Source organism: Pseudomonas sp. A25(2017) (assembly GCF_002001065.1).
Taxonomy (GTDB): Bacteria; Pseudomonadota; Gammaproteobacteria; order Pseudomonadales; family Pseudomonadaceae; genus Aquipseudomonas; species Aquipseudomonas kilonensis.
The window spans coordinates 133715-153391 of the sequence record NZ_MUOA01000057.1; the positions used below are offsets into that span (position 1 = coordinate 133715).

The 19677-nt window shown below is 60.4% G+C and carries 18 protein-coding genes; 4 read left to right on the top strand and 14 right to left on the bottom strand.

The genetic code is table 11. The features are described from left to right. Positions 1 to 24: 24 nt before the first annotated feature. Both B0E42_RS12050 and B0E42_RS31090 read right to left on the bottom strand, forming a co-directional pair. Positions 25 to 1764: a phosphoethanolamine transferase CptA gene (locus B0E42_RS12050; protein ID WP_077506478.1), complete on the bottom strand. Its 1740-nt coding sequence runs from the start codon at positions 1762 to 1764 to the stop codon at positions 25 to 27. Positions 1765 to 2120: 356 nt separating this feature from the next. Then, on the bottom strand, positions 2121 to 2294 hold the full coding sequence (locus B0E42_RS31090) for a DUF6026 family protein (protein ID WP_018601582.1): 174 nt from the start codon (positions 2292 to 2294) through the stop codon (positions 2121 to 2123). 250 nt (positions 2295 to 2544) lie between these two features. Between B0E42_RS31090 and gnd the strand changes: the two genes are divergently transcribed. Genes gnd through B0E42_RS12065 form a run of 3 tightly spaced genes read left to right on the top strand, consistent with a single transcriptional unit; the run spans position 2545 to position 5884 of the window. After that, complete coding sequence (gnd, locus tag B0E42_RS12055; protein WP_225919183.1) at positions 2545 to 3549, top strand: phosphogluconate dehydrogenase (NAD(+)-dependent, decarboxylating); 1005 nt, start codon at positions 2545 to 2547, stop codon at positions 3547 to 3549. After that, entirely contained in the window at positions 3546 to 5066 is a 1521-nt protein-coding gene (gene zwf, locus B0E42_RS12060) for a glucose-6-phosphate dehydrogenase (protein ID WP_077506479.1), read from the top strand. Before gnd ends, zwf begins: the two co-directional genes overlap by 4 nt. Beyond that, positions 5063 to 5884, top strand: a complete 822-nt coding sequence (locus B0E42_RS12065; protein ID WP_077506480.1) for a Cof-type HAD-IIB family hydrolase — start codon at positions 5063 to 5065, stop codon at positions 5882 to 5884. The genes zwf and B0E42_RS12065 overlap by 4 nt, the downstream gene beginning before the upstream one ends. Positions 5885 to 6043: 159 nt before the next feature. Here B0E42_RS12065 and nhaB read toward each other — a convergent pair whose 3' ends face one another. The 3 genes from nhaB to B0E42_RS12080 form a co-directional block, all read right to left on the bottom strand. After that, the gene (gene nhaB / locus B0E42_RS12070; protein ID WP_053180128.1) at positions 6044 to 7546 is read right to left on the bottom strand and encodes a sodium/proton antiporter NhaB; all 1503 of its coding nucleotides are present in this window, start codon (positions 7544 to 7546) and stop codon (positions 6044 to 6046) included. Positions 7547 to 7641: 95 nt separating this feature from the next. Then, positions 7642 to 8931, bottom strand: coding sequence for a hypothetical protein (locus B0E42_RS12075; RefSeq protein ID WP_077506481.1), 1290 nt, complete (start codon positions 8929 to 8931; stop codon positions 7642 to 7644). A gap of 183 nt (positions 8932 to 9114) precedes the next feature. Then, on the bottom strand, positions 9115 to 9381 hold the full coding sequence (locus B0E42_RS12080; protein ID WP_014338145.1) for a hypothetical protein: 267 nt from the start codon (positions 9379 to 9381) through the stop codon (positions 9115 to 9117). A 341-nt stretch (positions 9382 to 9722) separates the two neighbouring features. Here B0E42_RS12080 and B0E42_RS12085 point away from each other — a divergent pair, with 341 nt between their 5' ends. Continuing rightward, positions 9723 to 11048 (top strand): sigma-54 dependent transcriptional regulator, encoded by a 1326-nt coding sequence (locus tag B0E42_RS12085; protein ID WP_024618716.1) that lies wholly within the window; start codon positions 9723 to 9725, stop codon positions 11046 to 11048. 136 nt (positions 11049 to 11184) lie between these two features. On the opposite strand, the gene B0E42_RS12090 is transcribed toward B0E42_RS12085, so the two are convergent. The 9 genes from B0E42_RS12090 to B0E42_RS12130 all read right to left on the bottom strand — a co-directional run bounded on the left by B0E42_RS12090 (position 11185) and on the right by B0E42_RS12130 (position 19546). After that, positions 11185 to 12468, bottom strand: a complete 1284-nt coding sequence (locus B0E42_RS12090; protein WP_018601566.1) for a transporter — start codon at positions 12466 to 12468, stop codon at positions 11185 to 11187. A 46-nt stretch (positions 12469 to 12514) separates the two neighbouring features. Then, positions 12515 to 13261, bottom strand: a complete 747-nt coding sequence (locus B0E42_RS12095; RefSeq protein WP_018601565.1) for a hypothetical protein — start codon at positions 13259 to 13261, stop codon at positions 12515 to 12517. A 59-nt stretch (positions 13262 to 13320) separates the two neighbouring features. After that, complete coding sequence (locus tag B0E42_RS12100) at positions 13321 to 14001, bottom strand: C39 family peptidase (protein ID WP_024618719.1); 681 nt, start codon at positions 13999 to 14001, stop codon at positions 13321 to 13323. Positions 14002 to 14170: 169 nt separating this feature from the next. Further along, complete coding sequence (locus B0E42_RS12105) at positions 14171 to 15145, bottom strand: hypothetical protein (RefSeq protein ID WP_053180124.1); 975 nt, start codon at positions 15143 to 15145, stop codon at positions 14171 to 14173. Positions 15146 to 15204: 59 nt separating this feature from the next. Then, entirely contained in the window at positions 15205 to 15798 is a 594-nt protein-coding gene (locus B0E42_RS12110; RefSeq protein ID WP_018601559.1) for a hypothetical protein, read from the bottom strand. Between the two features lies 1 nt (position 15799). Beyond that, positions 15800 to 16246: a hypothetical protein gene (locus B0E42_RS12115; protein WP_053180122.1), complete on the bottom strand. Its 447-nt coding sequence runs from the start codon at positions 16244 to 16246 to the stop codon at positions 15800 to 15802. 318 nt (positions 16247 to 16564) lie between these two features. Then, on the bottom strand, positions 16565 to 17089 hold the full coding sequence (locus B0E42_RS12120; protein WP_033062411.1) for an AAA family ATPase: 525 nt from the start codon (positions 17087 to 17089) through the stop codon (positions 16565 to 16567). Then, a complete protein-coding gene (gene pnuC / locus B0E42_RS12125; RefSeq protein ID WP_077506482.1) occupies positions 17086 to 17649 on the bottom strand; it encodes a nicotinamide riboside transporter PnuC in 564 nt (187 codons plus the stop codon). The genes B0E42_RS12120 and pnuC overlap by 4 nt, the downstream gene beginning before the upstream one ends. A gap of 262 nt (positions 17650 to 17911) precedes the next feature. Continuing rightward, a complete protein-coding gene (locus tag B0E42_RS12130) occupies positions 17912 to 19546 on the bottom strand; it encodes a methyl-accepting chemotaxis protein (RefSeq protein WP_018601551.1) in 1635 nt (544 codons plus the stop codon). Between the last annotated feature and the right edge of the window lie 131 nt (positions 19547 to 19677).

Below are 19677 nucleotides of genomic sequence, written 5' to 3' on the forward strand. Positions count from 1 at the left end.
AAGCGTGCATCTGGACGACTTCGGTTATTTCTGCACGACTTTAGTCAATGTCGACTTGGGCTGCATCAGGCTGAAGTCGATCAGGGCCTTGCGTGGGGCTTGATACGGGTTGCCGATGAGCAGCGGCCGGGCCTTGAAGTCATCGCTGACCAGGCTCTTGCTGTGGTCCAGCTCATCAAAGCTCAAGCCAGCCATGTCCGCCCAGGTGTGAATCAGGTGCGAGCTGCTGTAGGGCCGTGACAGGTCGCCGGCAAAGTTCCAGTCATGGTTTTCGCGCCATTTGGGTGACGCCCAGGCCATGAAGGGAATGGTGTACATCGGTGCGGTCGGCTTGCCTTCGTTGCGGCCCAGCGTGCCGTGGCCCTGCGAGTCGAACACGTCTTCACCATGGTCCGACAGGTACAACAGGAAACCGTTGGGGTCGGTCTTGGCGTAGTCCTTGATCAGGCTGGACACGACGAAATCGTTGTAAAGCACCGCGTTATCGTAGCTGTTGTAGGTCGGGACCTGATCATCACGCAGGCTCGCCGGTACGTCCTTGCGGTCGGTGAACTTGTTGAAGGTCGGCGGGTACCGATACTTGTAGCTCATGTGGGTCCCGAGCAGGTGCACCACGATCAGCTTGCGCGGGGCGCTGTCGGCCAGGGCCTTGTTGAACGGCTCGATCACGTCGCCATCATACTGCGCGGCATTCTGGTTGCGGTTGTTGTTCAGGTACACCTGTTCGTCGGCCTGCTGGGAAAAGGTCGTGAGCATGGTGTTGCGCTTGGTCATGGTCTGTTGGTTGGTGATCCAGAACGTCTTGTAGCCGGCCTGTTTCATCATGCTCACCAACGACGGTGTGCTCAGGTACAGGTCCGGGTTCTGTTCGTCGGCGAACGTCAGCACCTGCTGCAGCGCTTCGATGGTGTAGGGGCGCGGGGTGATGACGTTGTCGAACACCGACAACTGGTCCTTGAGCTTGTCCAGCTCCGGTGTGGTTTCCCGCGGGTAACCGTAGAGGCTCATGCGCTGGCGGTTGGTGGACTCACCGATCACCAGCACCAGGGTGGCCGGCTGGTCGGCCATGGCATCCTTGAGGTTGCGCAGTGGCGCAATCTTGCTGGCGCTGTGGAGCATGCCTTGCATGTTCTCCAACTGTTCACCGTAGTGACGATAGGCCACCAGCATCTGCCACGGCACCGCCGGCTCGATGCGATCTTCGAACTCCTCCAGGCCGTAGGCGAAGCTGCCGGTGCGCAGGGTCTGCTTGATCAACGGGTAGCCGACCACGGCAAGCACGATGACGGCTGCCACCACCATGGCCTGACCTCGGGGCAGGTACACCGGGCGCAGGCGGGTCCAGAGCCAATAGCCGACGGCGGTATGGGCCAGGAACGCCGCCACCATCCACCAAGCGAAATATTGTGTCAGATACTCGCCGGCTTCAGGCACGTTCGATTCGAACATGATGAAGATGACGCTTTGGGAAAACTCTTGCTGATAAATGAAGAAGTAGCCCAGGCTAGCCATGGAGCAGGCCCACAGCACCACGCCGATCAATGCGGCAAGCAAGCGTGTACGGGCGGGGAAGAGCAGCAGGGGTGCCAGCCATATCGCGCTCATCACGAATGCTTGGCGAAAGCCGGTGAAACCGGAGGTGTCGCTCAGCAAAATGAGCAGTTGGGTGATGCCCGAGAAATACCAGAAGAACAGAAACAGCCAGCCGAATCCGGCCCAGTCGAAACCTTTCGCTGTCGTTTTGCTGCGTTTGAACAAGCTCATCAAGCGCTCCAGCCCTTATCGACGAAGCTGTCGGCACCTGATTGGTGACCGCAGGCATACGCCGAGCAACCCTAAAGGCGCGGAGTATTGCGAGCCGGTTGTGAAAAAATTATGAGTTTTTCGGTTACAAAACGCAGGGAAGGTGATGAGCCGGTAGCACGACAGGCAAAGAAGCGCCCCACGCTGTGGCGAGGGAGCTTGCACCCGCTGGCCTTTGCCTGCAGGTGCTGTGTAGGAACTGTGTAGGAGCTGTCGAGTGCAACGAGGCTGCGATCTTGCCCCAGACAGTTAAGTCTCAAGCGAAAGATCAAGATCAAAAGATCGCAGGCTTCGCCAGCTCCTACCCTCTGGGGCGGTTACCGAGCCAGGGACTGGCTTTGGTGGGGCAGCTGTGCGTGTTGCAACTGCATGCGCAGCTGCATCACTTCATCAAGCAGTAGATCGCGTTCTTCCTTGAGTAGGCGCAATTCATCGCGACGAATGGTCACATAAAGGGTTTGGGGAGGACGTGCGGTAACGACAGGGCCCATTGCTCACCTCGCAAATGGCGTACATCAACTATAGAGATGTCGCCAGTATTTGGTCGACACCTCTACTATCGGCGCCGATTCTGATTTCTTTTGCTTGTGATTGGAACTTTTTTATTTTTCATGGTCGCTGTGGCTTCGGCCGGATCTTGAGCTTTATCCCTTGTGATCGCTCGAATTACCCGGAAACTATGCAGCAATGCTCTGGACTAACCTCCACGTGTCTTACGAGCTAAATCTTTGACTTACCTTTATTTGTAGTAGGGAGCATCAGCACATGCAACTCGGGATCATTGGACTGGGCCGCATGGGCGGCAATATTGCGCGGCGCCTGATGCTCAATGGGCACACCACCGTCGTCTATGACCGCAATGCCGCTTTTGTCGAAAACCTGCACCAGGAAGGCGCGATGGGCGTCGCGGACCTCTCGGCACTGGTCGCCGGCCTGGAAAAACCACGGGCGGTCTGGGTCATGCTGCCGGCCGGCGCACCCACCGAAGACACCATCAACGCCCTCAGCGAACTGCTTGAGCCGGGTGATGTGATCATTGACGGCGGTAACACGTATTACAAGGACGACATCCGTCGCGCCCAGGCCTTGTCGGAAAAAGGCCTGAGCTACATCGACGTCGGCACCTCCGGTGGCGTTTGGGGCCTGGAGCGCGGCTACTGCATGATGATTGGCGGTGAGGCCGACGTGGTGAAGCGCCTGGACCCGCTGTTCGACAGCCTGGCGCCGGGCATGGGCGACATCCCGCGCACCCGTGATCGCAAATCCGACGATGACCGCGCCGAACGTGGCTACATCCACGCGGGCCCGGCCGGTTCTGGGCATTTCGTGAAGATGATCCACAACGGCATCGAATACGGAATGATGCAGGCCTTCGCCGAGGGTTTTGACATCCTCAAGACCAAATCCAGCGAAAGCCTGCCGGCTGAGCAGCGTTTCGACCTGAACGTCGCCGATATCGCCGAAGTCTGGCGTCGCGGCAGCGTGGTGTCGTCCTGGTTGCTGGACTTGACCGCCGACGCATTGGCCAGCGACCCGAAACTGGACGGTTTTTCCGGCGAAGTCGCCGACAGCGGAGAAGGCCGCTGGACCATCGAGGCCGCCATTGAGCAAGCGGTGCCGGTTCCGGTCCTGTCCAGTTCGCTGTTCGCCCGTTTCCGCTCGCGCCAGCAAAGCACGTACGGTGACAAAATGCTTTCGGCCATGCGCTTCGGCTTTGGCGGCCACGTGGAGACGCCGAAAAAATGACCTCGATCGCCAGCAAATCCAAGGCAGAACCCGCGCCGCCGACCACGTTGTTTCTGTTCGGCGCCCATGGCGATCTGGTCAAGCGTCTGCTGATGCCGGCGCTTTACCACCTCAGTCGCGACGGTCTGCTGGGCGATGGGCTGCGCATCATCGGTGTTGACCACAACGCCATCAGCGATGTGGATTTTGCCAAGAAACTCGAGGATTTCATCCGTAACGAAGCGGCGAGCAAGGGCGGTGATGCCAACCGCGCGCTCGACCCAGTGCTGTGGGCCAAGCTGGCCCGGGGCATCAGCTACGTCCAGGGTGATTTCCTCGATGAGAGCACCTACCAGGCGCTGGCGGCGAAAATCGCGGCCAGCGGCACCGGCAATGCGGTTTTCTACCTGGCGACCGCGCCGCGCTTTTTCAGTGAAGTGGTCAGCCGCCTCGGTGCGGCCGGGCTGCTTCAGGAGCAGGAGGGCGCCTTCCGGCGGGTGGTGATCGAAAAGCCGTTCGGCTCCGACCTGCCTACCGCCGAAGCGCTGAACGTCTGCCTGCTCAAGGTCATGAGCGAGAAACAGATCTATCGCATCGACCATTACCTGGGCAAGGAAACGGTGCAGAACATTCTGGTCAGCCGTTTCTCCAACAGCCTGTTCGAGGCATTTTGGAACAACCACTACATCGACCACGTACAAATCACCGCCGCCGAAACCGTCGGCGTGGAAACCCGTGGCAGTTTCTATGAACACACCGGCGCCCTGCGAGACATGGTGCCCAATCATCTTTTCCAACTGCTGGCGATGGTGGCCATGGAGCCGCCAGCGGCGTTTGGTGCTGACGCCGTGCGTGGGGAAAAGGCCAAGGTTGTCGGGGCGATCCGGCCCTGGTCGGTGGAGCAGGCCCGGGCCAACTCGGTCCGTGGCCAGTACACTGCCGGTGAAGTCGGCGGCAAGGCGGTAAACGGTTATCGCCAGGAGGCCAACGTAGCGCCCGACAGCAGCACCGAGACCTACGTCGCCCTCAAGGTCATGATCGACAACTGGCGCTGGGTCGGCGTGCCGTTTTACCTGCGCACCGGCAAGCGCATGAGCGTGCGGGACACGGAGATCGTCATCTGCTTCAAGCCAGCGCCTTACGCGCAGTTTCGCGACACCGAGGTCGACGAACTGCAACCTACGTACTTGAGAATCCAGATTCAGCCCAATGAAGGCATGTGGTTCGACCTGCTGGCCAAGCGGCCGGGGCCGGCACTCGACATGGCCAATATCGAATTGGGCTTTGCCTACAAGGACTTCTTCGAAATGCAGCCGTCTACAGGTTACGAAACCCTGATCTACGATTGCCTCACCGGTGACCAGACGCTGTTCCAGCGTGCCGACAACATTGAAAACGGCTGGCGCGCCGTGCAGCCGTTCCTCGATGCCTGGCAGCAGGACGCGGCACTCCAGTCCTACAAGGCCGGCGAAGATGGCCCGGCGGCCGCCGAGGACTTGCTGACCCGCGACAATCGCGTCTGGCATGGCCTCGGATGAGTGATCTGCTGAAGTACCCCATCCGTTTCTTGCTCAGTGACATGGACGGCACCTTGCTGCTGCCTGATCACAGTCTCAACCAGCGCACCATTGAAGCGGTTCGCTCATTGCGTGAGGCCGGTGTGTTGTTCAGCCTCGCCACCGGGCGACCGCCGCGGGCCATGTTGCAGCAGATCGAGGCCTTGGGCGTCGACCTGCCCACGGCGGCGTTCAATGGCGGCACGCTGGTTCATCCCGATGGCAGCTTTCTTGCCGTCCATTACCTGCCCCCCGAGGCCGCTCTGACCACGCTGGCCATGTATGCCGATCAACCCGGCATCGAAGTCTGGGTGTTTGCCGATGGCGACTGGCTGGTGCGCGACGCCAACGGTCCGATGGTACCGGTGGAGACGCGTGGCCTGGGCTACCCACCCGTAGAGGTCGAAAGCTTCGAGCCGTATCTGGAGCGGATCGACAAGATCGTCGCCACCAGCGCCAACACCGACCTGCTGGTGGAACTGGAAGCTCGGCTGCATCCGCTGCTCAAGGGCCAGGCCCAGGTGTCGCGTTCGCAACCGATCTACCTGGACGTGACGGCGATGAAGGCCAACAAAGGGGAAGCACTGTCGACCCTGGCAGCCTTCCTTGATGTGCCACTGGAACAGACGGCGGCCATGGGCGACGGTGGCAACGACCCGGCGATGTTCCACCGCGCGGGGTTGTCGATTGCCATGGGGCAGGCGGAGGAGGCGATCCGGCGTCAAGCGGATGTCGTGACCGCCGCCGTTATCGATGACGGTGCGGCGCTGGCGATCGAACGGTACATCTTGCCGCGATAGGATGCCCCGGCTTTTGTGGCAGGGGAATTTATTCCTACTGTGGGAGCAAAGCTTGCTCGCGAAACAGGCGCCTCGGTTCCTGATAGACCGCATCGCCTTCATCGCGGGCAAGCCTTGCTCCCACAGAGGGATCCCCTTGCCATCGATGTTCCAATATTTCTACAACCAGTAAGTCACCGCATACCACCCCAAGCCACCCATTACCACGGTGTAGGGCAGCGCCATCCAGACCATCCGGCCATAGGACAGGCGAATCAGCGGGGCAATCGCCGAGGTCAGCAGAAACAGGAAGGCGGCCTGGCCGTTGGGTGTGGCGACGCTCGGCAGGTTGGTGCCGGTGTTGATGGCCACCGCCAGGGTCTCGAACTGTTCGCGGCTCATGTGGCCGTTGACGAAGGCCTGTTTGACCTCGGTAATGTAGATGGTCGCCACGAACACGTTGTCGCTGATGGCCGAGAGCAGGCCATTGGCAATGAACAGCATGCCCGGCTGCTGGTCGGCGGGCAGGGCCAGGACCCACTGGATCAGCGGTGTGAACAACTGCTGGTCGTGGATGACCGCCACTACCGCAAAGAACACCACCAACAGCGCCGTGAACGGCATGGCGTCCTTGAACGCATTGCCCAGCCGGTGCTCGTCGGTGATGCCGGTGAAGGCGGTAATCAACACGATGACCATCAGGCCAATCAGGCCGACTTCGGCAATGTGTAACGCCAGGCCCACGATCAGAATCAGCGCGGCGATACCCTGAACGATCAGCGCCGCTCGTTGCCGTGCGGTGCGTTCGCGATTGTCCTGCTCGGCGTAGTCGGCCAGCACGGCACGCACGTTGTCTGGCAACAACGTGCCGTAACCGAACCAACGCAGCTTTTCCAGCGCCACGCAGGTCGCTAGCCCGGCTACCAGCACCGGCAGCGACACCGGCGCGACTTTCAGGAAGAAGTCGGCGAAATGCCAGCCCATTTCATGGCCGATCAGCAGGTTCTGTGGTTCACCCACCAAGGTGCAGACGCCGCCCAGCGCCGTGCCCACGGCGCCATGCATCAGCAGGCTGCGCAGAAAGGCCCGGAACTGGTCCAGGTCGGCATGATGCAGCGTCGGCAGGTCATGGTCTTCATCGATGCTGCTGTCCTGGCGCGGATCGTTGCCCGACGCCACGCGGTGGTACACCGAATAAAAGCCCACCGCGGCGCTGATGATCACTGCCGTGACGGTCAAGGCATCGAGAAAGGCCGACAGAAACGCCGAGAGAAAGCAGAACATCAAGGACAGCATCGCCTTGGAACGCACACCCAAAAGCAGGCGCGAGAACAGGAACAACAGCAGATCCTTCATGAAGTAGATCCCGGCCACCATGAACATCAGCAGCAGGATGACCGGGAAGTTATGCAGCAGCTCGTCGTACAGCGCCTTGGGGGTGGTCATGCCCAGCACCAGGGCCTCGACCAGCAGCAACCCACCAGGCATCAATGGGTAGCATTTAAGGGCCATGGCGAGGGTGAAGATGAACTCCAGCACCAGCATCCAGCCTGCGACGACCGGGCCCAGGGTCCACAGCACCACGGCATTGAGGATCAGGAAGGTGATGATGCACGCCTTGTACCAGCGCGGTGAGTGGCCAAGAAAGTTGTGCGCGAACGCTTGAGCCATTGGGCCGGACATCGGCTGCTCCTTTTAGTTAGAAGCGCGCAAGTTGCCGTAAGAAATGAGGAATATCAAGCGTAAGAATAAATACCGTTCACCCGCGACAATTCGACTCAGGCCCAATATCGCGCAACCACCGCTCGATAATGACCGTGGAGCGAATAGCCGCCCACCAGGATTCTGCCGTCAGTCTGCACAGCCAGGGCGGTGGCGGTGTCCAGGCTGTAGCCGAGTCGCGTGCGAACCCAGCCTTTGCCCTGGCCGAAATCCGGGTCGAGGCTGGCATCTGGCAGATGTCGGGCAAGCACGAAATCGGCCTCGATACCGCCGATGGTGGCGCCAGCGGTCAGCAGTTTTCCGTCCGCTTGAAGCTGGGCGGCGGTCCACTGACTGGCATTGCTCCCGATCGCCATGAGTTGGCACTGACCCTGGTTGCAATGACGGTCCGGCTTGCCGTCCGGGCGCACTTTCAGGGACAGGCTATGCATCGGATCACGGCTGCTGCCGAACACCTGCAGATCACCGTTCGTGTCCTGGACGATCTGGCTGACCATCACGCTGTGATCCTGCGCCAGGATCGACAGAAAGCCGTTTTCACCGAAGCTGTCATCGAGCTTGCCGCTGCTGTCATAGCGGGCAATCAAGCCATGCTGGGGCAAGTCGATGGCGCCACCGACGACAATATGGCCGTCAGCCTGGAGCGCCAGGCAGCCGAGCCAGGTATTTTTCAACAAGCGTCGGACCATCACGAAACCGCGACCGTTGAATGAGGTATCCAATGCCCCGCAGGGCAAGAGCCGGATCAGTACGCCGACATGGTCGGACAATTGATAGTGATGGTTGGCGAGCACAAGGATCCGGCCATCGGCCTGCACTTGCATGTCGCAAGCCTCAAGTCCCGGCACGCCGGGCGGCAGCCAGGGATCGCGCAGGCCTTGGGAGAGATTGCCGCAAAGCCTGATGATGTGCCGGCCGGCGTTGCCGAAGCTTTGAACGGCGCGGCCTTGCTGATCGAACAGCGCCAGGGCCGGAAAGGTATGGTCGTTGTTTTCGTAGTGCAGGCCGGACAACAGGATATGCCCGTCGGGCAACGCGATCACCTTGCCTGCCGTCGCGTCGAAACCGTTTTCAAATGCGCCGATCACGCAGCCGCGAGTGCCGAAGTCCGGGTCGGTTAAACCGTCATGGTTGAGTCTTGCCAGCCCGAACCGGCTGCCGTGGGTGGTCTCGATCCTGGCCGCCACCAGGATTCTTCCTGCGTGGTCGAGGGTCAATCCAGTGGTCAGGCTCGAGGTGCTGTCTTCGAAATGAACCCAGGCTTTGCCGTTGGCGGCAAAGCCTGAGTCAAGCTGCCCGGCGTGGGCCATGGTCCGGGGGAGCACAAACGCGAACTGATCGAGCATGCCTGCCTCTCCTTGCGTGTCGAAAGGCCCGGAAGGGCGACGACTGCATGAGGGCAACATTCAATCCCTGAATGTGACAATGCACAACTGTCATGTTCTACAGATACAGCAGCGATTCGTGCCATAACAATGGCTTTACAATCCAGAGCCAAGCCTGCAATCGATAACAGGCGTTACCGGTGGTTATTCAGGCATCGACCACGATTGCAATGTGTAACCTTCCTGGCTCAGTTCGGCACGGGCCTGTTTCAACAGGTCGGCCAGTTGGACCGGGTCGGTATAGGCGCTGCTTGGAATCTGGGTGCGGCCAATATGAGTATTGGTGCGGTCGACGACGGTCAGGCTAAGTTCACCGTTACCGTCTTGTGGAGCCCAGGCCACGCAGTGGAAAGGACGGAATGCGCGGTCGGCAATCAAAAGAGCTTCGTTGATACGGAGCGGGGCGTTCATGGCGTTTTCTCTTAAGTGTGCCCAAACAAATGATGTGCCGTCGGTTGGGCGTACCGTGCGGCTGGTTACTTGTACTGATGTCCCGAACCCACAGGCGGGTCACACATTATTTAAATAAATTTCGATTTTCTTTCAGACCAGGCTTTTTGGCTTTTGTTTGAAAGCGCCATGAAAGAAATACGCCTGCGACAACTAACGAAACGCTCGCTTATAACCAGTTTGACGCGATCTCGATAATCAATCGATACAAGGGGGCGTCAACTTCTTGCTACTGTTACATGCAGGTTTGCCAAACGACTGTTTCTAATCATATTTCCTTATTTTGGCGCCAAGGATCAGTCATGATCGAAGCCAGTACGTCACGTCGTTTGCTCGTGGTTGATCCCTGCGACGATTGTCATCGCCTGTTGCCAGGTCTGCGCACCATTGGCTGGGATGTGGACAGTTGCGCCCTTGAACACGCTGGCGATCGGACGTGTGACGTCGGCCTTTTGCGATTACAACCTTTTCACCTGGAGCGCCCGGAAGCGGTCAAGGAGTTGATCAGCCGTAGCGGCACCGAATGGATCGCCGTGCTCAACCAGGAAGTGTTGCGCCTGCAAAACGTCGGTGATTTTGTCTGTGAATGGTTTTTCGACTTCCATACCTTGCCGTTCGACGTGTCCAGGGTCCAGGTGACACTGGGCCGGGCGTTTGGCATGGCGCGCCTGCGGGGGCAGGGCTCGGTCCACATTGATCAGCCCGAACATGAACTGCTGGGCGACAGCAAGCCGATACGCGAACTGCGCAAATTGTTGAGCAAGCTGGCGCCTGCCGAGTCGCCGGTATTGATTCGGGGTGAGAGCGGCACCGGCAAGGAACTGGTGGCGCGCACCCTGCATTGTCAGTCTCACCGGCGCAACAAGCCGTTCATCGCCATTAACTGCGGTGCGATTCCGGAGCACCTGATCCAGTCCGAATTGTTCGGGCATGAGAAGGGCGCGTTCACCGGGGCTCACCAACGCAAGATCGGACGGATCGAGGCGGCTCACGGTGGCACGTTGTTTCTCGATGAAATTGGCGACCTGCCGTTGGAGCTGCAGGCCAACCTGCTGCGTTTTCTGCAGGAAAAACACATTGAGCGGGTCGGTGGCAGTCAGCCGATTGCGGTCGATGTGCGGGTCTTGGCCGCCACCCATGTGGACCTTGAGGCGGCCATTGAGCACAAGCGATTTCGCGAGGATCTGTATTACCGCTTGAACGTGTTGCAAGTGTCGATGGCGCCGTTGCGCGAACGCCATGGTGACCTGGCGATGCTGGCCAGCCACTTTTCCCATTTCTACAGCCAGGAAACCGGCCGCCGTCCCCGCAGCTTCAGCGAGGATGCGTTGGTGGCGATGGGCATGCATGACTGGCCCGGCAATGTGCGGGAGCTGGCCAACCGCGTCCGTCGCGGTTTGGTACTGGCCGAAGGCCGACAAATCGAGGCCCGTGACCTCGGCCTGGCCAGCCACCAGGGCGTCGTGGCACCGATGGGCACGCTGGAGGACTACAAGACCCGCGCCGAGCGCCAGGCCCTGAGCGATGTGCTCAACCGTCACAGTGACAACCTGAGCGTCGCCGCCCGGGTACTGGGCGTGTCCCGGCCGACGTTCTATCGTCTGCTGCACAAGCACCAGATCCGCTGAAACGGGTGCCACATAATCCCTTGTGGGAGCGAGCCTGCTCGCGATAGCGGTGGATCAGTCATTTTGCTGTGACTGACACTCCGCTATCGCGAGCAGGCTCGCTCCCACAGGGGATGATATGGAATCGTCATCCTCATCAGAAGTAGTACGGGAATTTCAGGCTAAAGGTGAAATCCGGCGCATCGTCGGTCAGCCCGATGGACAGGTTGGGTACGATGGTCAGGTTGTCGGACGCGGCGACGGTCATGCCGATATTGAAGTAGCCGGCGTTGGCGTCGCTGGAGGTCACCGACTCCCAGTCGCCACCGTCCTGTTTGAGCTTGCTTTTCTTTTGGATCAGGTCAGAGACCGAGAATGACATGCTCATCTTCTCGTTCAAGGCAAAGGCAATGCCCGCGCCGATCTGGAAGCTGTCGCCGATCCGCACCTTGCCCGGGACCTCCTGGTTGACCGTGGAACTGATGTCATCGAACGATTCTTCGAAGTTATGGGTGTAGGAAAGGGTGCCGAACAGCACCGCCGGGTCGAAGGTCTTGACCAGCGAAAGCCCGGGCGTGATCGACCATACACCGTTGCCGGTGGGCAGGTCGTCAGGCACGAACAGGTTGGTGTTGGCCTGGGATTGGCGCAGCTTGATACCGAACGGGTCCTTGCCGGTGGGGGCCTTGACTCGCAAGGTGACCACCGCGTCCGGGGAGTTGATCGACTCATCCATGAACTTGTAGGCGATGCCGAAGTTGACGTCGCCGATGGTGGGGTTGCGGGTCACGGTCTCTTCGCTGGTGACACCGGCTGCGCCGTTGTTCGCGCCGCCTGACTGGTACGTGGATTCGCGGTAGATCACCGGGACGTTGAGGTCGAACTGCCAGCGGTTGTCGAAGTTATAGCGACCGGTGAGGTCCAGCGTCCAGGTGTCGGCCTTGATCCGGTCGAGGTTGATGTTGCCCAGGAAAATCGAATCCAGGGCCAGGAAACCGTTGAGGATCAGTTGCCGCGTGTCGTAGCGCGAATAGGTCACGCCAGTCTCGAAACTGAATTTGCCGCCGCCGAAGAAACCGCTGGCCTCGTCATAGAGGTTGGAGACGCTCTGGGCCGGTTGGGAATCATCGGCCAGGGATTGCCCGTAGCCGCTGCCGCCAGCCGTTGCCGCGCCACCGCCGGCCACGGTCTGGTTGCCTTTCATGTCGGCCGGGGATTTGGCCAGGCGCTTGGGCGGTGGCGCCGCGGGTTGATCTTCCACCTGGCGAACCCGCTGTTCGAGCACCGCCAGGGCCCTTTGCTGGACCTCGTATCGTTGCTTGAGCTCGAGAAGTTCCTGTTTCAGGGCCTCGATGTCCGCATCCGGGGCCGCGTGCAACACGGCCGCAGGGAACAACGTGCTTAAACACATGACAGCGCGCAACGATACGGATCGATACATGAAATATGTCGTCCCTATTTGCCCAATGATCGGAGATCAGCGTAGCTCAATAACCGAGGTTACGCAGGCCACGCAGTTGGGTCAGATTGCAGTCCAAGGCGCCGGCACTGGGGCCGTTATTGTTGAGCACCACATTGAGTTGCGTCATGTTGTTGACCAGGTTGCTGTTGCCCAGCAGGCGGGTGTTTTGCAGCAAACCGCCTTGGGCCACTTGTTGCAGGCTGCTGCCCTGGTTGTGGCTGGCCTGGATCGCCATTTGCACGCCACTGCCGGTGGCGGTGACCGCGACGCTGCCGGCGGCGTTGCTGCCGCTGATGGTCTGGCCCTTGGTCAGCAGTTGGCCCTGGGAGGGCACAAGCGCTGGCGCCCGGTTGCTCTCCTTCACATTGATGTTGACGTTGTTGTAGGCCGTGTTGCCGTCGCCGGCGGCACGTACGCTCTGGGTCACGCCCTGGCTCGTGCCAAGGCCCGCACCACCGGTAATGTTGCCGCTGCCCTGTTCCGGGACGCTGCCGTTGCCGGTCTGCTTGACGGTGGAGACATAAAACTCGGGTTTGACGGTGGCAGCCTGGATCTGCATGGTGCTGGTGGCGCCGATCAAGTCGCCGCTGGCGTTGCGCCAGGTACTGCTCATGACGATGCCAAAGCTGATGACTCGGCCGGGCATGACATAACGACCGCGCAGCTCGGCAAGCTCCTGGTCCTTGACTTCGATGGGTTTGAAGCCGGCATGGGCATAGCCCGAGGCAGTCGCGAGCAGGCAGGCCAGCGACAGCCAGTGTGAGGTTTTCATGTGTTGCTCCCGGAGCTTCCTGCTCCTTTTTGTACTTATTGTTGGCAGTAGGTCGGCGATTAAAAAAAGTCGCTCTGTATGAAGCCGAAATCCATCAGTTCCGCATCCCTGACCGGGTTGAAACCGTCCAGCTTGTTACGGGCTGTCAGGGGTTGAGGAGGGCTGCGTAGCGCATTGGTCTTGTCATAGCCCGGGCCGACGATCGCGAAGACGATGCCGTTCCAGCCTTTGACGAACTCATCATGGGCGTAGCGCTTGTGGCCCAGCACCGGGTCGCCGATGTAGACCCATTGCTTGTCGGCCCGCTGCAACACCACGAAATGCTTGTAGCCGCGTATATCCATCAGGACCACCACCGGGATCGTCACCGCTTCGAGTTTCTCTGGCGGTATCCGGTAGCCTCGGGCACGCATGCCGATACTTTCCACGTAGCGCTTCATGTCCAGCATGGAAAAACCCTGGGTGCGAACCAGGTCCTGGTCGGCATTGACCAGCATGCCTTTGATGACGTGCTCTTCATCGACGTCAAGCCAATAGGCCTGGCGCAACACCGTGGCCAGTGCGGCGGCGCCGCAACTGAAATCGGTTTTCTGCTCGACGATGTCGCTGAACTTACGCTCGCGTACGCTTTGCACCGGTTTGTAGACCAGCATGCCGCCAGGCAGGGCGGCGACCGGTATCTGCGCCGCTTCGGCCATACAAGCCAGGCAGAGCAGCAGGGAAACGGCAGTGACACGCATGATCAATACGCCTAGTGGACATCCGGGAAAAAAGCCCACTGTGGGAGCGAGTCCGTGGGAGCAAAGCTTGCTCGCGATAGCGGTTTACAGCCAACAGAGGCGTTTTATGTAACGACCTCATCGCGAGCAAGCTTTGCTCCCACAGCCCCGCCCCTACAGCGGTACTTTTTTACATGCAAGCCCTGCAGCCGGCCGCGATGGACAGCGAGTTGCTTTGCTGGTTGCCCACGCCTGCCGATACGTTGGCGCCGCCGTTACCGGAGAAGCCGTTCATGGAGTTGGTCATGGTGGCGTTGTTGATCACAGGGTTTTTCCAACCGTCGCGGGTCAGCACCTGCTGGGTGTTGCTGCCGGCCAGTTCGAAAGTCCCCACGGCGGAGAACTTGAACTTGTCGTCATCGTGACCGCCGTTACCGCCTCTGTTGCCCCAGCCACCATGATCGTCCTCTTCGACGGTGCCGGTGCCTTTGGCCTTGAAGGTGCCAGAAGCGGCGTAGGTGCTGGTGAGCGTGTCGGTTTTGTAGGTCCGTACACCCTTATTGTCGACCACCAGGCCAGTGGAGGACTGATTGGCCTCGGCAGAGGCCTGTGCGACACGGCCACCCGATACGGCAATGGCCAGGTTGTTTTTCTGTTGGTTGAAGTTGCCGGCGGTCACGTTGATGCCGATGTTGCCGGAGCCGTCGTTGCCTGCATTGGTGAGCGAGGCGTTGTTGTGGGTCGAGTTGTTTTTTACATAGTTGTTGGTATTGGTTTGCGTGGCACTTGAGGCGGCGACAGCCGAGCCGAAGATGAAGCTTTCGTCAGCGGTAGCCAGCGCGGCGGCGTTGTCTTGTTGGTTACCATCGCCAGCGGCGATGTTCGCCCCCATGTTCCCGTTACTGCCATTGAGGGAATCGGTAGCGTCGGCGGTGTTTTTAGTGCCCTGGTTGAGCACCTCGTTGCCGTCGCTGTTCTGCTCATCGATCACGGTAGCCATCGCGCTGGCGTTGATGGACAGCTGTTCTTGCCACGTTGGGCCTTTGGGACCATGGTGGCCGTGACCATCGCCGTGCCCGTTGCCGTTTCCTCCAGCCTGTGCAGCCATTGCCATGACAGCGGCGAGAGCGAAAACCAATGGTTTGAGTGCCATTGTAGGTTTCATGGTGTTTCTCCTTGCGTGTCGTTGGTTAAGTGTCAGTACTTTCTTATGTAGCCTCCGGGTCAATCAGCGACTCGGATGCTCAGGGTGTTGGCCATACGGTTTCCCACCCCGGCGCTCTGGTTCACCTGGATTACCCCTCGGCTGCCGGTGAAGGCCTGGTCGCTGGTAACGACCTGGCGACTGCCGGTTGGGGCGCCAGTTGCTCCTGAGTTCGGTAGCAACGCCACGTTCTGTTGAGACAGGGCGCTGTCGTCAATGCTCTGCGGCTGGGCACTGATGCCCACCCGCATGACATTGGCCATCTGGTTGTTGGCCCCGGCGGACTGGTTGACGCCCAGCACACCGTTGCCGTTGGTAAAGGATTGGCCGCCGATGCGGGCGGTGGCGTTCATGGAGGGGTTGGCCTGCGTGTCGACCCGTTGTTGCACGCGGGTACTGGCCTGGGCGTGGCTGCCAATGGCGATGGCCCGGGCATTGGTCTGCTGGATCTGGTCACCGGCCGCCTGGTTGACGTTGAAGTTGCCGGTGTAATGGCTGCCGGAATCCTGCAGGTTGGCGTTACTGACCACCGCAACACCTGAATCGGCAAATACGGTGAAAGAGCTGAGCAGGGAAAGCATGAACAGAGTGAGTAGGAACAGCGCGGGCTTCATATCACTGACCTCCCGCCAGCCGACCCAACGGGGCCAGGCCAGAACTCAACGAGCGGTTGATGGTGCCGGAGATCGCGCCGCCGCTACCGCCACCGTGACCGGCATTCATGCCCGGCATGCCGTTGGGGTTGGTCACGACGTTCAGGCCCTGCACGCCCGTGTTCGGGTTGAGGGTGTTGCGGATCGACGAGCCGCTGGCCACGCTGGCGAACTCGCCATCGCTCAGTTCGGTGCTGGCGGTCGCCTGGTTGATTCGTTCGGAGGGGTTGGCATTGACGGTGGTCGGGTAGGGGTCTTTGCCACCGTTGCGACCAATTGCGATGGGCTGCACGTCACGGTTGAGCACAATGACGCCGTTGCCCTCGGCCTGAGCTGGCAGACTGAGCGTTGCGCTGGCGGCGCAGCCGATCAACAGCAGACAGGTCATGCCCCTATCGAAAATCCCCATGGCATCGATTCCTTCTTAGGTACGCGGCCCTAGCCAGCGTTACGAAGGTGGAGAGCAGGTGTCGTGCCGAGTTTTGGAATGCCTTTGGATTCAATGAGTTGGATTTATGGGGGGATGCCGGGGAAGGGACCTGTTTCAGCGCTGAGACAAGGGGCATGGTGACCAGGCGGTCACACACTGTCCCAGGGCCATGGATCCAGGCTTTTGGGGGGGTGTTTCAGAAGCTTGACAGTCTTGATGGCAATTTGGTGAAGCGACGTTGGATCCGGGTTTGCAGCGACCGTGGTGTTTCAGCAATGGAACAGATCACCCTTGTGGTCAGGCTTCAAGCAGGCGGGTAACGGCGGCGAACACTTGCTGCTGGCGTTGCGCCCAATCGCCTTCAATGACCTGGAACGGTTGCCGATGTACGCTCAGCCAGGCCTCGATCGTCTCGAAAAACGCCAGCCGTTCTGCCAGTTCGGGTTGGCAACGCAAACCGTCGCCGGTCCATTCGACCTGCTCGGGGCTCAGCAGCAGGTGAAGGTCATAATGACGGGCCAGCAGGGCCGGCTCGAGCCAGTCCGGGCAGTCGCCGAACAGGGTCTGGCTCCAGAGGATGTTGCTCAGCAGGTGCGTGTCGAGGATCAACAGCGCGGGACGGCGGGCACGGGCCTGATCTTCCCAGGCCAGTTGGCCGGAGGCGATGTCGGTGATGTCGGCAAGGCAGGTATCGCGCCGGGTCTGTTCCATGAAGTGGCGCACGTACTCATCCACCCGCACGCCGCCAAAGTGTTCCTGCAATTGCGCCGCCAGCCAACTCTTGCCGCTGGATTCCGGGCCAGTCAGGACCACCACCTTCATGCGCGCAGGGCCGGGTCGGCGCGCCATTCCCGCCAGCCTTGCACGGCCAGCAGGGTGAACAGGGCGTAGAGCGCGGCGGTCAGGTGCAGGCCCTTGTAGATGAACAGGCCGACGAAGATCACGTCCAGGACGATCCACAGCGGCCAGCATTGCACGCGTTTTTGCGCCATCCACCACTGGGCGACGAGGCTGAAACCGGTGAGCGCGGCATCGAGCCAGGGCTGGGCGGCATCGGTCCAGTGGGCCATGGCGGCGCCCAACAGCAGGCTGCCTGCCGCGCCGATGGCCAGGCCGAGCAACACCGACGGCCCGCCGAGGCGGCTGACCTGGCGTCCATCATGATTGTGCCCGGCTCGGGTCCATTGCCACCAACCGTAGAGTTGCAGCACCGCGTAGACAACCTGCAGCAGCATGTCCGAGTACAACTTCACCTCGAAAAAAATCCAGCTGTACAGCAACACCATGACCAGGCCGATCGGCCAGCACCAGGGGTTCTGCTTGACGGTCAACCAGACAGCGATCACGCCGAGGGCTGCGGCAAACAGTTCAAGCCCGGACATGGCGGTTCCTTGGGGAGATAGGAGAGGGCGGCGATTGTAAACGCTATGGCGTGGGCAGCTCCAATACCAATGTTGAATGTGCCGCCGCTATCGCGAGCAGGCTCGCTCCCACAAGGGATTTGCGGTGGACACCCAATCTGGGGCCAGCACAGAACAATGTGGGAGCGGGCTTGCTCGCGAATGCTATCTGTCAGTTAGGTATTTGCTGACTGATACACCGCATTCGCGAGCAAGCCCGCTCCCACAAATAGCCCATCAATCTTCAGACCCGGAACTGCTTGAGCAACCCGTTCAATTCTTCACTCAGTGCCTTGAGGCGACCGCTTGCCTGGCTGGATTGTTCGGCGGCCATGGCGGTGCTGTGGGACAGTCCGGCGGCCTGGGTGACGTTCTGATTGATGTCTTCCACCACATGGGCCTGTTGCAGGGTGGCACTGGCGATGGAGGCGTTCAGGCTGTTGAGGTTGCGCAGGGCCTGGCCGATGGCGTTGAGGCTGGCACCGGCCAGGCCGGCCTGTTCGATGGTCAGTTGCGAGGCGCGGCTGCTGTCGCTGATGACTTTCACGGCGGCTTCGGAATGGGTTTGCAGGCGCTCGATCATCGCCTGGATCTCTGCGGTGGACTTCTGTGTACGCTGGGCCAGCAGCCGCACTTCATCGGCGACCACCGCAAAGCCCCGGCCTTGTTCGCCGGCGCGGGCGGCTTCGATCGCGGCATTGAGGGCCAGCAGGTTGGTCTGCTCGGCAATGGAGCGAATCACCTCCAGCACGCTGCCAATCTGGGTGCTTTCACTCGCCAGGGTGCGGATCACTTCCACCGCCTGGTCGATGGTCTGGGACAGGCGGTCGATCTGCTGCAAGCTGCCATCGATGTTGACCTGGCCTTGCTGGGCCTGGGATTCGGCGTCGCGCATCTCGCTGGCTGCGTGCTCGGCGTTCTTGGCCACGTCCTGCACGCCATAGGTCACTTCATTGATCGCGGTCGCCACCAGCTCCATTTGTTGCGATTGCTGCTGGCTGCGTTGCTGGGCCTGGGTGGCGTCGTTGCCCAATTCACTGGAGGATTGCCCCAGCGCGCTGGCCGAAGCTTGCAGTTGGGTCACTACTTGCCGCAACTTGGCGGTAAAGGCGTTGAAATGCCGCGCCAGTTGGGTGACTTCGTCCTGGCCGTGGGTGTCGAGGGTGCGGGTCAGGTCACTTTCGCCGCTGGCGATGTTGGCCATGGCGTTGACCGTTTCCTGCAGCGGGCCGACGATGCTGCGCACAATCAGGGTCAACAGCAGGCCCATGAGCAGGGTGATGATCAGGCCGACCACCGTGGCCTTGATCACTTGGGACTGGAACTCGGCCTGGACGTCATCGATGTAGACGCCCGAACCGATGATCCAACCCCAGGGTTCGAACAGTTTGACGTAGGAGGTCTTGCCCACCGGCGCCTCGGCGCCCGGCTTCGGCCAGAGGTAGTTGATCATGCCGGCGCCCTTGGACTTGGCGATGGCAACCATCTCGTTGAACAGCGCATAACCGTTCGGGTCACGGATCGCCGAGAGGTTCTGGCCTTCAAGTTTCGGGTTGGTCGGGTGCATGACCATGACCGGCGCCAGGTCGTTGATCCAGAAATAGTCACTCTGGTCATAACGCAGGCCTCGCACCGCGCTGAGGGCTTGCTTCTGCGCCGCCTCACGGGTCAGGGTCCCGGCGGTTTCCAGCCCATGGTAGTAGCTCAGCACGCCACTGGCGGTCTGCACCACATGCTGGGTCTTCTGCACCTTGGCCTGATACAGATCCGTGTGGATCTGCTTGAGCATAAACGCGCCGAGCGTGAACAACATCACGATGGCCACCACCAGGATGAGCCACAAGCGTCGGCTGATCGACACACTGCGCAAGCTATTCATACGCTGTCACTCCGGTTTTTTATTCTTGTCATATCGACGGCCGGCACTGTAACGCCCAGCCGCTATCGGTCATTGACCTGAGTCACAACGCGGCAGCGTTATCAGGGCTTGTCTGATAGGATTTCGGCCCC

What these genes read in the sequence shown, in the direction of transcription:
- B0E42_RS12050 (WP_077506478.1), bottom strand. Translation starts at nt 1,764, where the DNA reads ATGAGCTTGTTCAAACGCAGCAAAACGACAGCGAAAGGTTTCGACTGG.
- B0E42_RS31090 (WP_018601582.1), bottom strand. Translation starts at nt 2,294, where the DNA reads ATGGGCCCTGTCGTTACCGCACGTCCTCCCCAAACCCTTTATGTGACC.
- zwf (WP_077506479.1), top strand. Translation starts at nt 3,546, where the DNA reads ATGACCTCGATCGCCAGCAAATCCAAGGCAGAACCCGCGCCGCCGACC.
- B0E42_RS12065 (WP_077506480.1), top strand. Translation starts at nt 5,063, where the DNA reads ATGAGTGATCTGCTGAAGTACCCCATCCGTTTCTTGCTCAGTGACATG.
- nhaB (WP_053180128.1), bottom strand. Translation starts at nt 7,546, where the DNA reads ATGTCCGGCCCAATGGCTCAAGCGTTCGCGCACAACTTTCTTGGCCAC.
- B0E42_RS12075 (WP_077506481.1), bottom strand. Translation starts at nt 8,931, where the DNA reads ATGCTCGATCAGTTCGCGTTTGTGCTCCCCCGGACCATGGCCCACGCC.
- B0E42_RS12080 (WP_014338145.1), bottom strand. Translation starts at nt 9,381, where the DNA reads ATGAACGCCCCGCTCCGTATCAACGAAGCTCTTTTGATTGCCGACCGC.
- B0E42_RS12085 (WP_024618716.1), top strand. Translation starts at nt 9,723, where the DNA reads ATGATCGAAGCCAGTACGTCACGTCGTTTGCTCGTGGTTGATCCCTGC.
- B0E42_RS12090 (WP_018601566.1), bottom strand. Translation starts at nt 12,468, where the DNA reads ATGTATCGATCCGTATCGTTGCGCGCTGTCATGTGTTTAAGCACGTTG.
- B0E42_RS12095 (WP_018601565.1), bottom strand. Translation starts at nt 13,261, where the DNA reads ATGAAAACCTCACACTGGCTGTCGCTGGCCTGCCTGCTCGCGACTGCC.
- B0E42_RS12100 (WP_024618719.1), bottom strand. Translation starts at nt 14,001, where the DNA reads ATGCGTGTCACTGCCGTTTCCCTGCTGCTCTGCCTGGCTTGTATGGCC.
- B0E42_RS12105 (WP_053180124.1), bottom strand. Translation starts at nt 15,145, where the DNA reads ATGAAACCTACAATGGCACTCAAACCATTGGTTTTCGCTCTCGCCGCT.
- B0E42_RS12110 (WP_018601559.1), bottom strand. Translation starts at nt 15,798, where the DNA reads ATGAAGCCCGCGCTGTTCCTACTCACTCTGTTCATGCTTTCCCTGCTC.
- B0E42_RS12115 (WP_053180122.1), bottom strand. Translation starts at nt 16,246, where the DNA reads ATGGGGATTTTCGATAGGGGCATGACCTGTCTGCTGTTGATCGGCTGC.
- B0E42_RS12120 (WP_033062411.1), bottom strand. Translation starts at nt 17,089, where the DNA reads ATGAAGGTGGTGGTCCTGACTGGCCCGGAATCCAGCGGCAAGAGTTGG.
- pnuC (WP_077506482.1), bottom strand. Translation starts at nt 17,649, where the DNA reads ATGTCCGGGCTTGAACTGTTTGCCGCAGCCCTCGGCGTGATCGCTGTC.
- B0E42_RS12130 (WP_018601551.1), bottom strand. Translation starts at nt 19,546, where the DNA reads ATGAATAGCTTGCGCAGTGTGTCGATCAGCCGACGCTTGTGGCTCATC.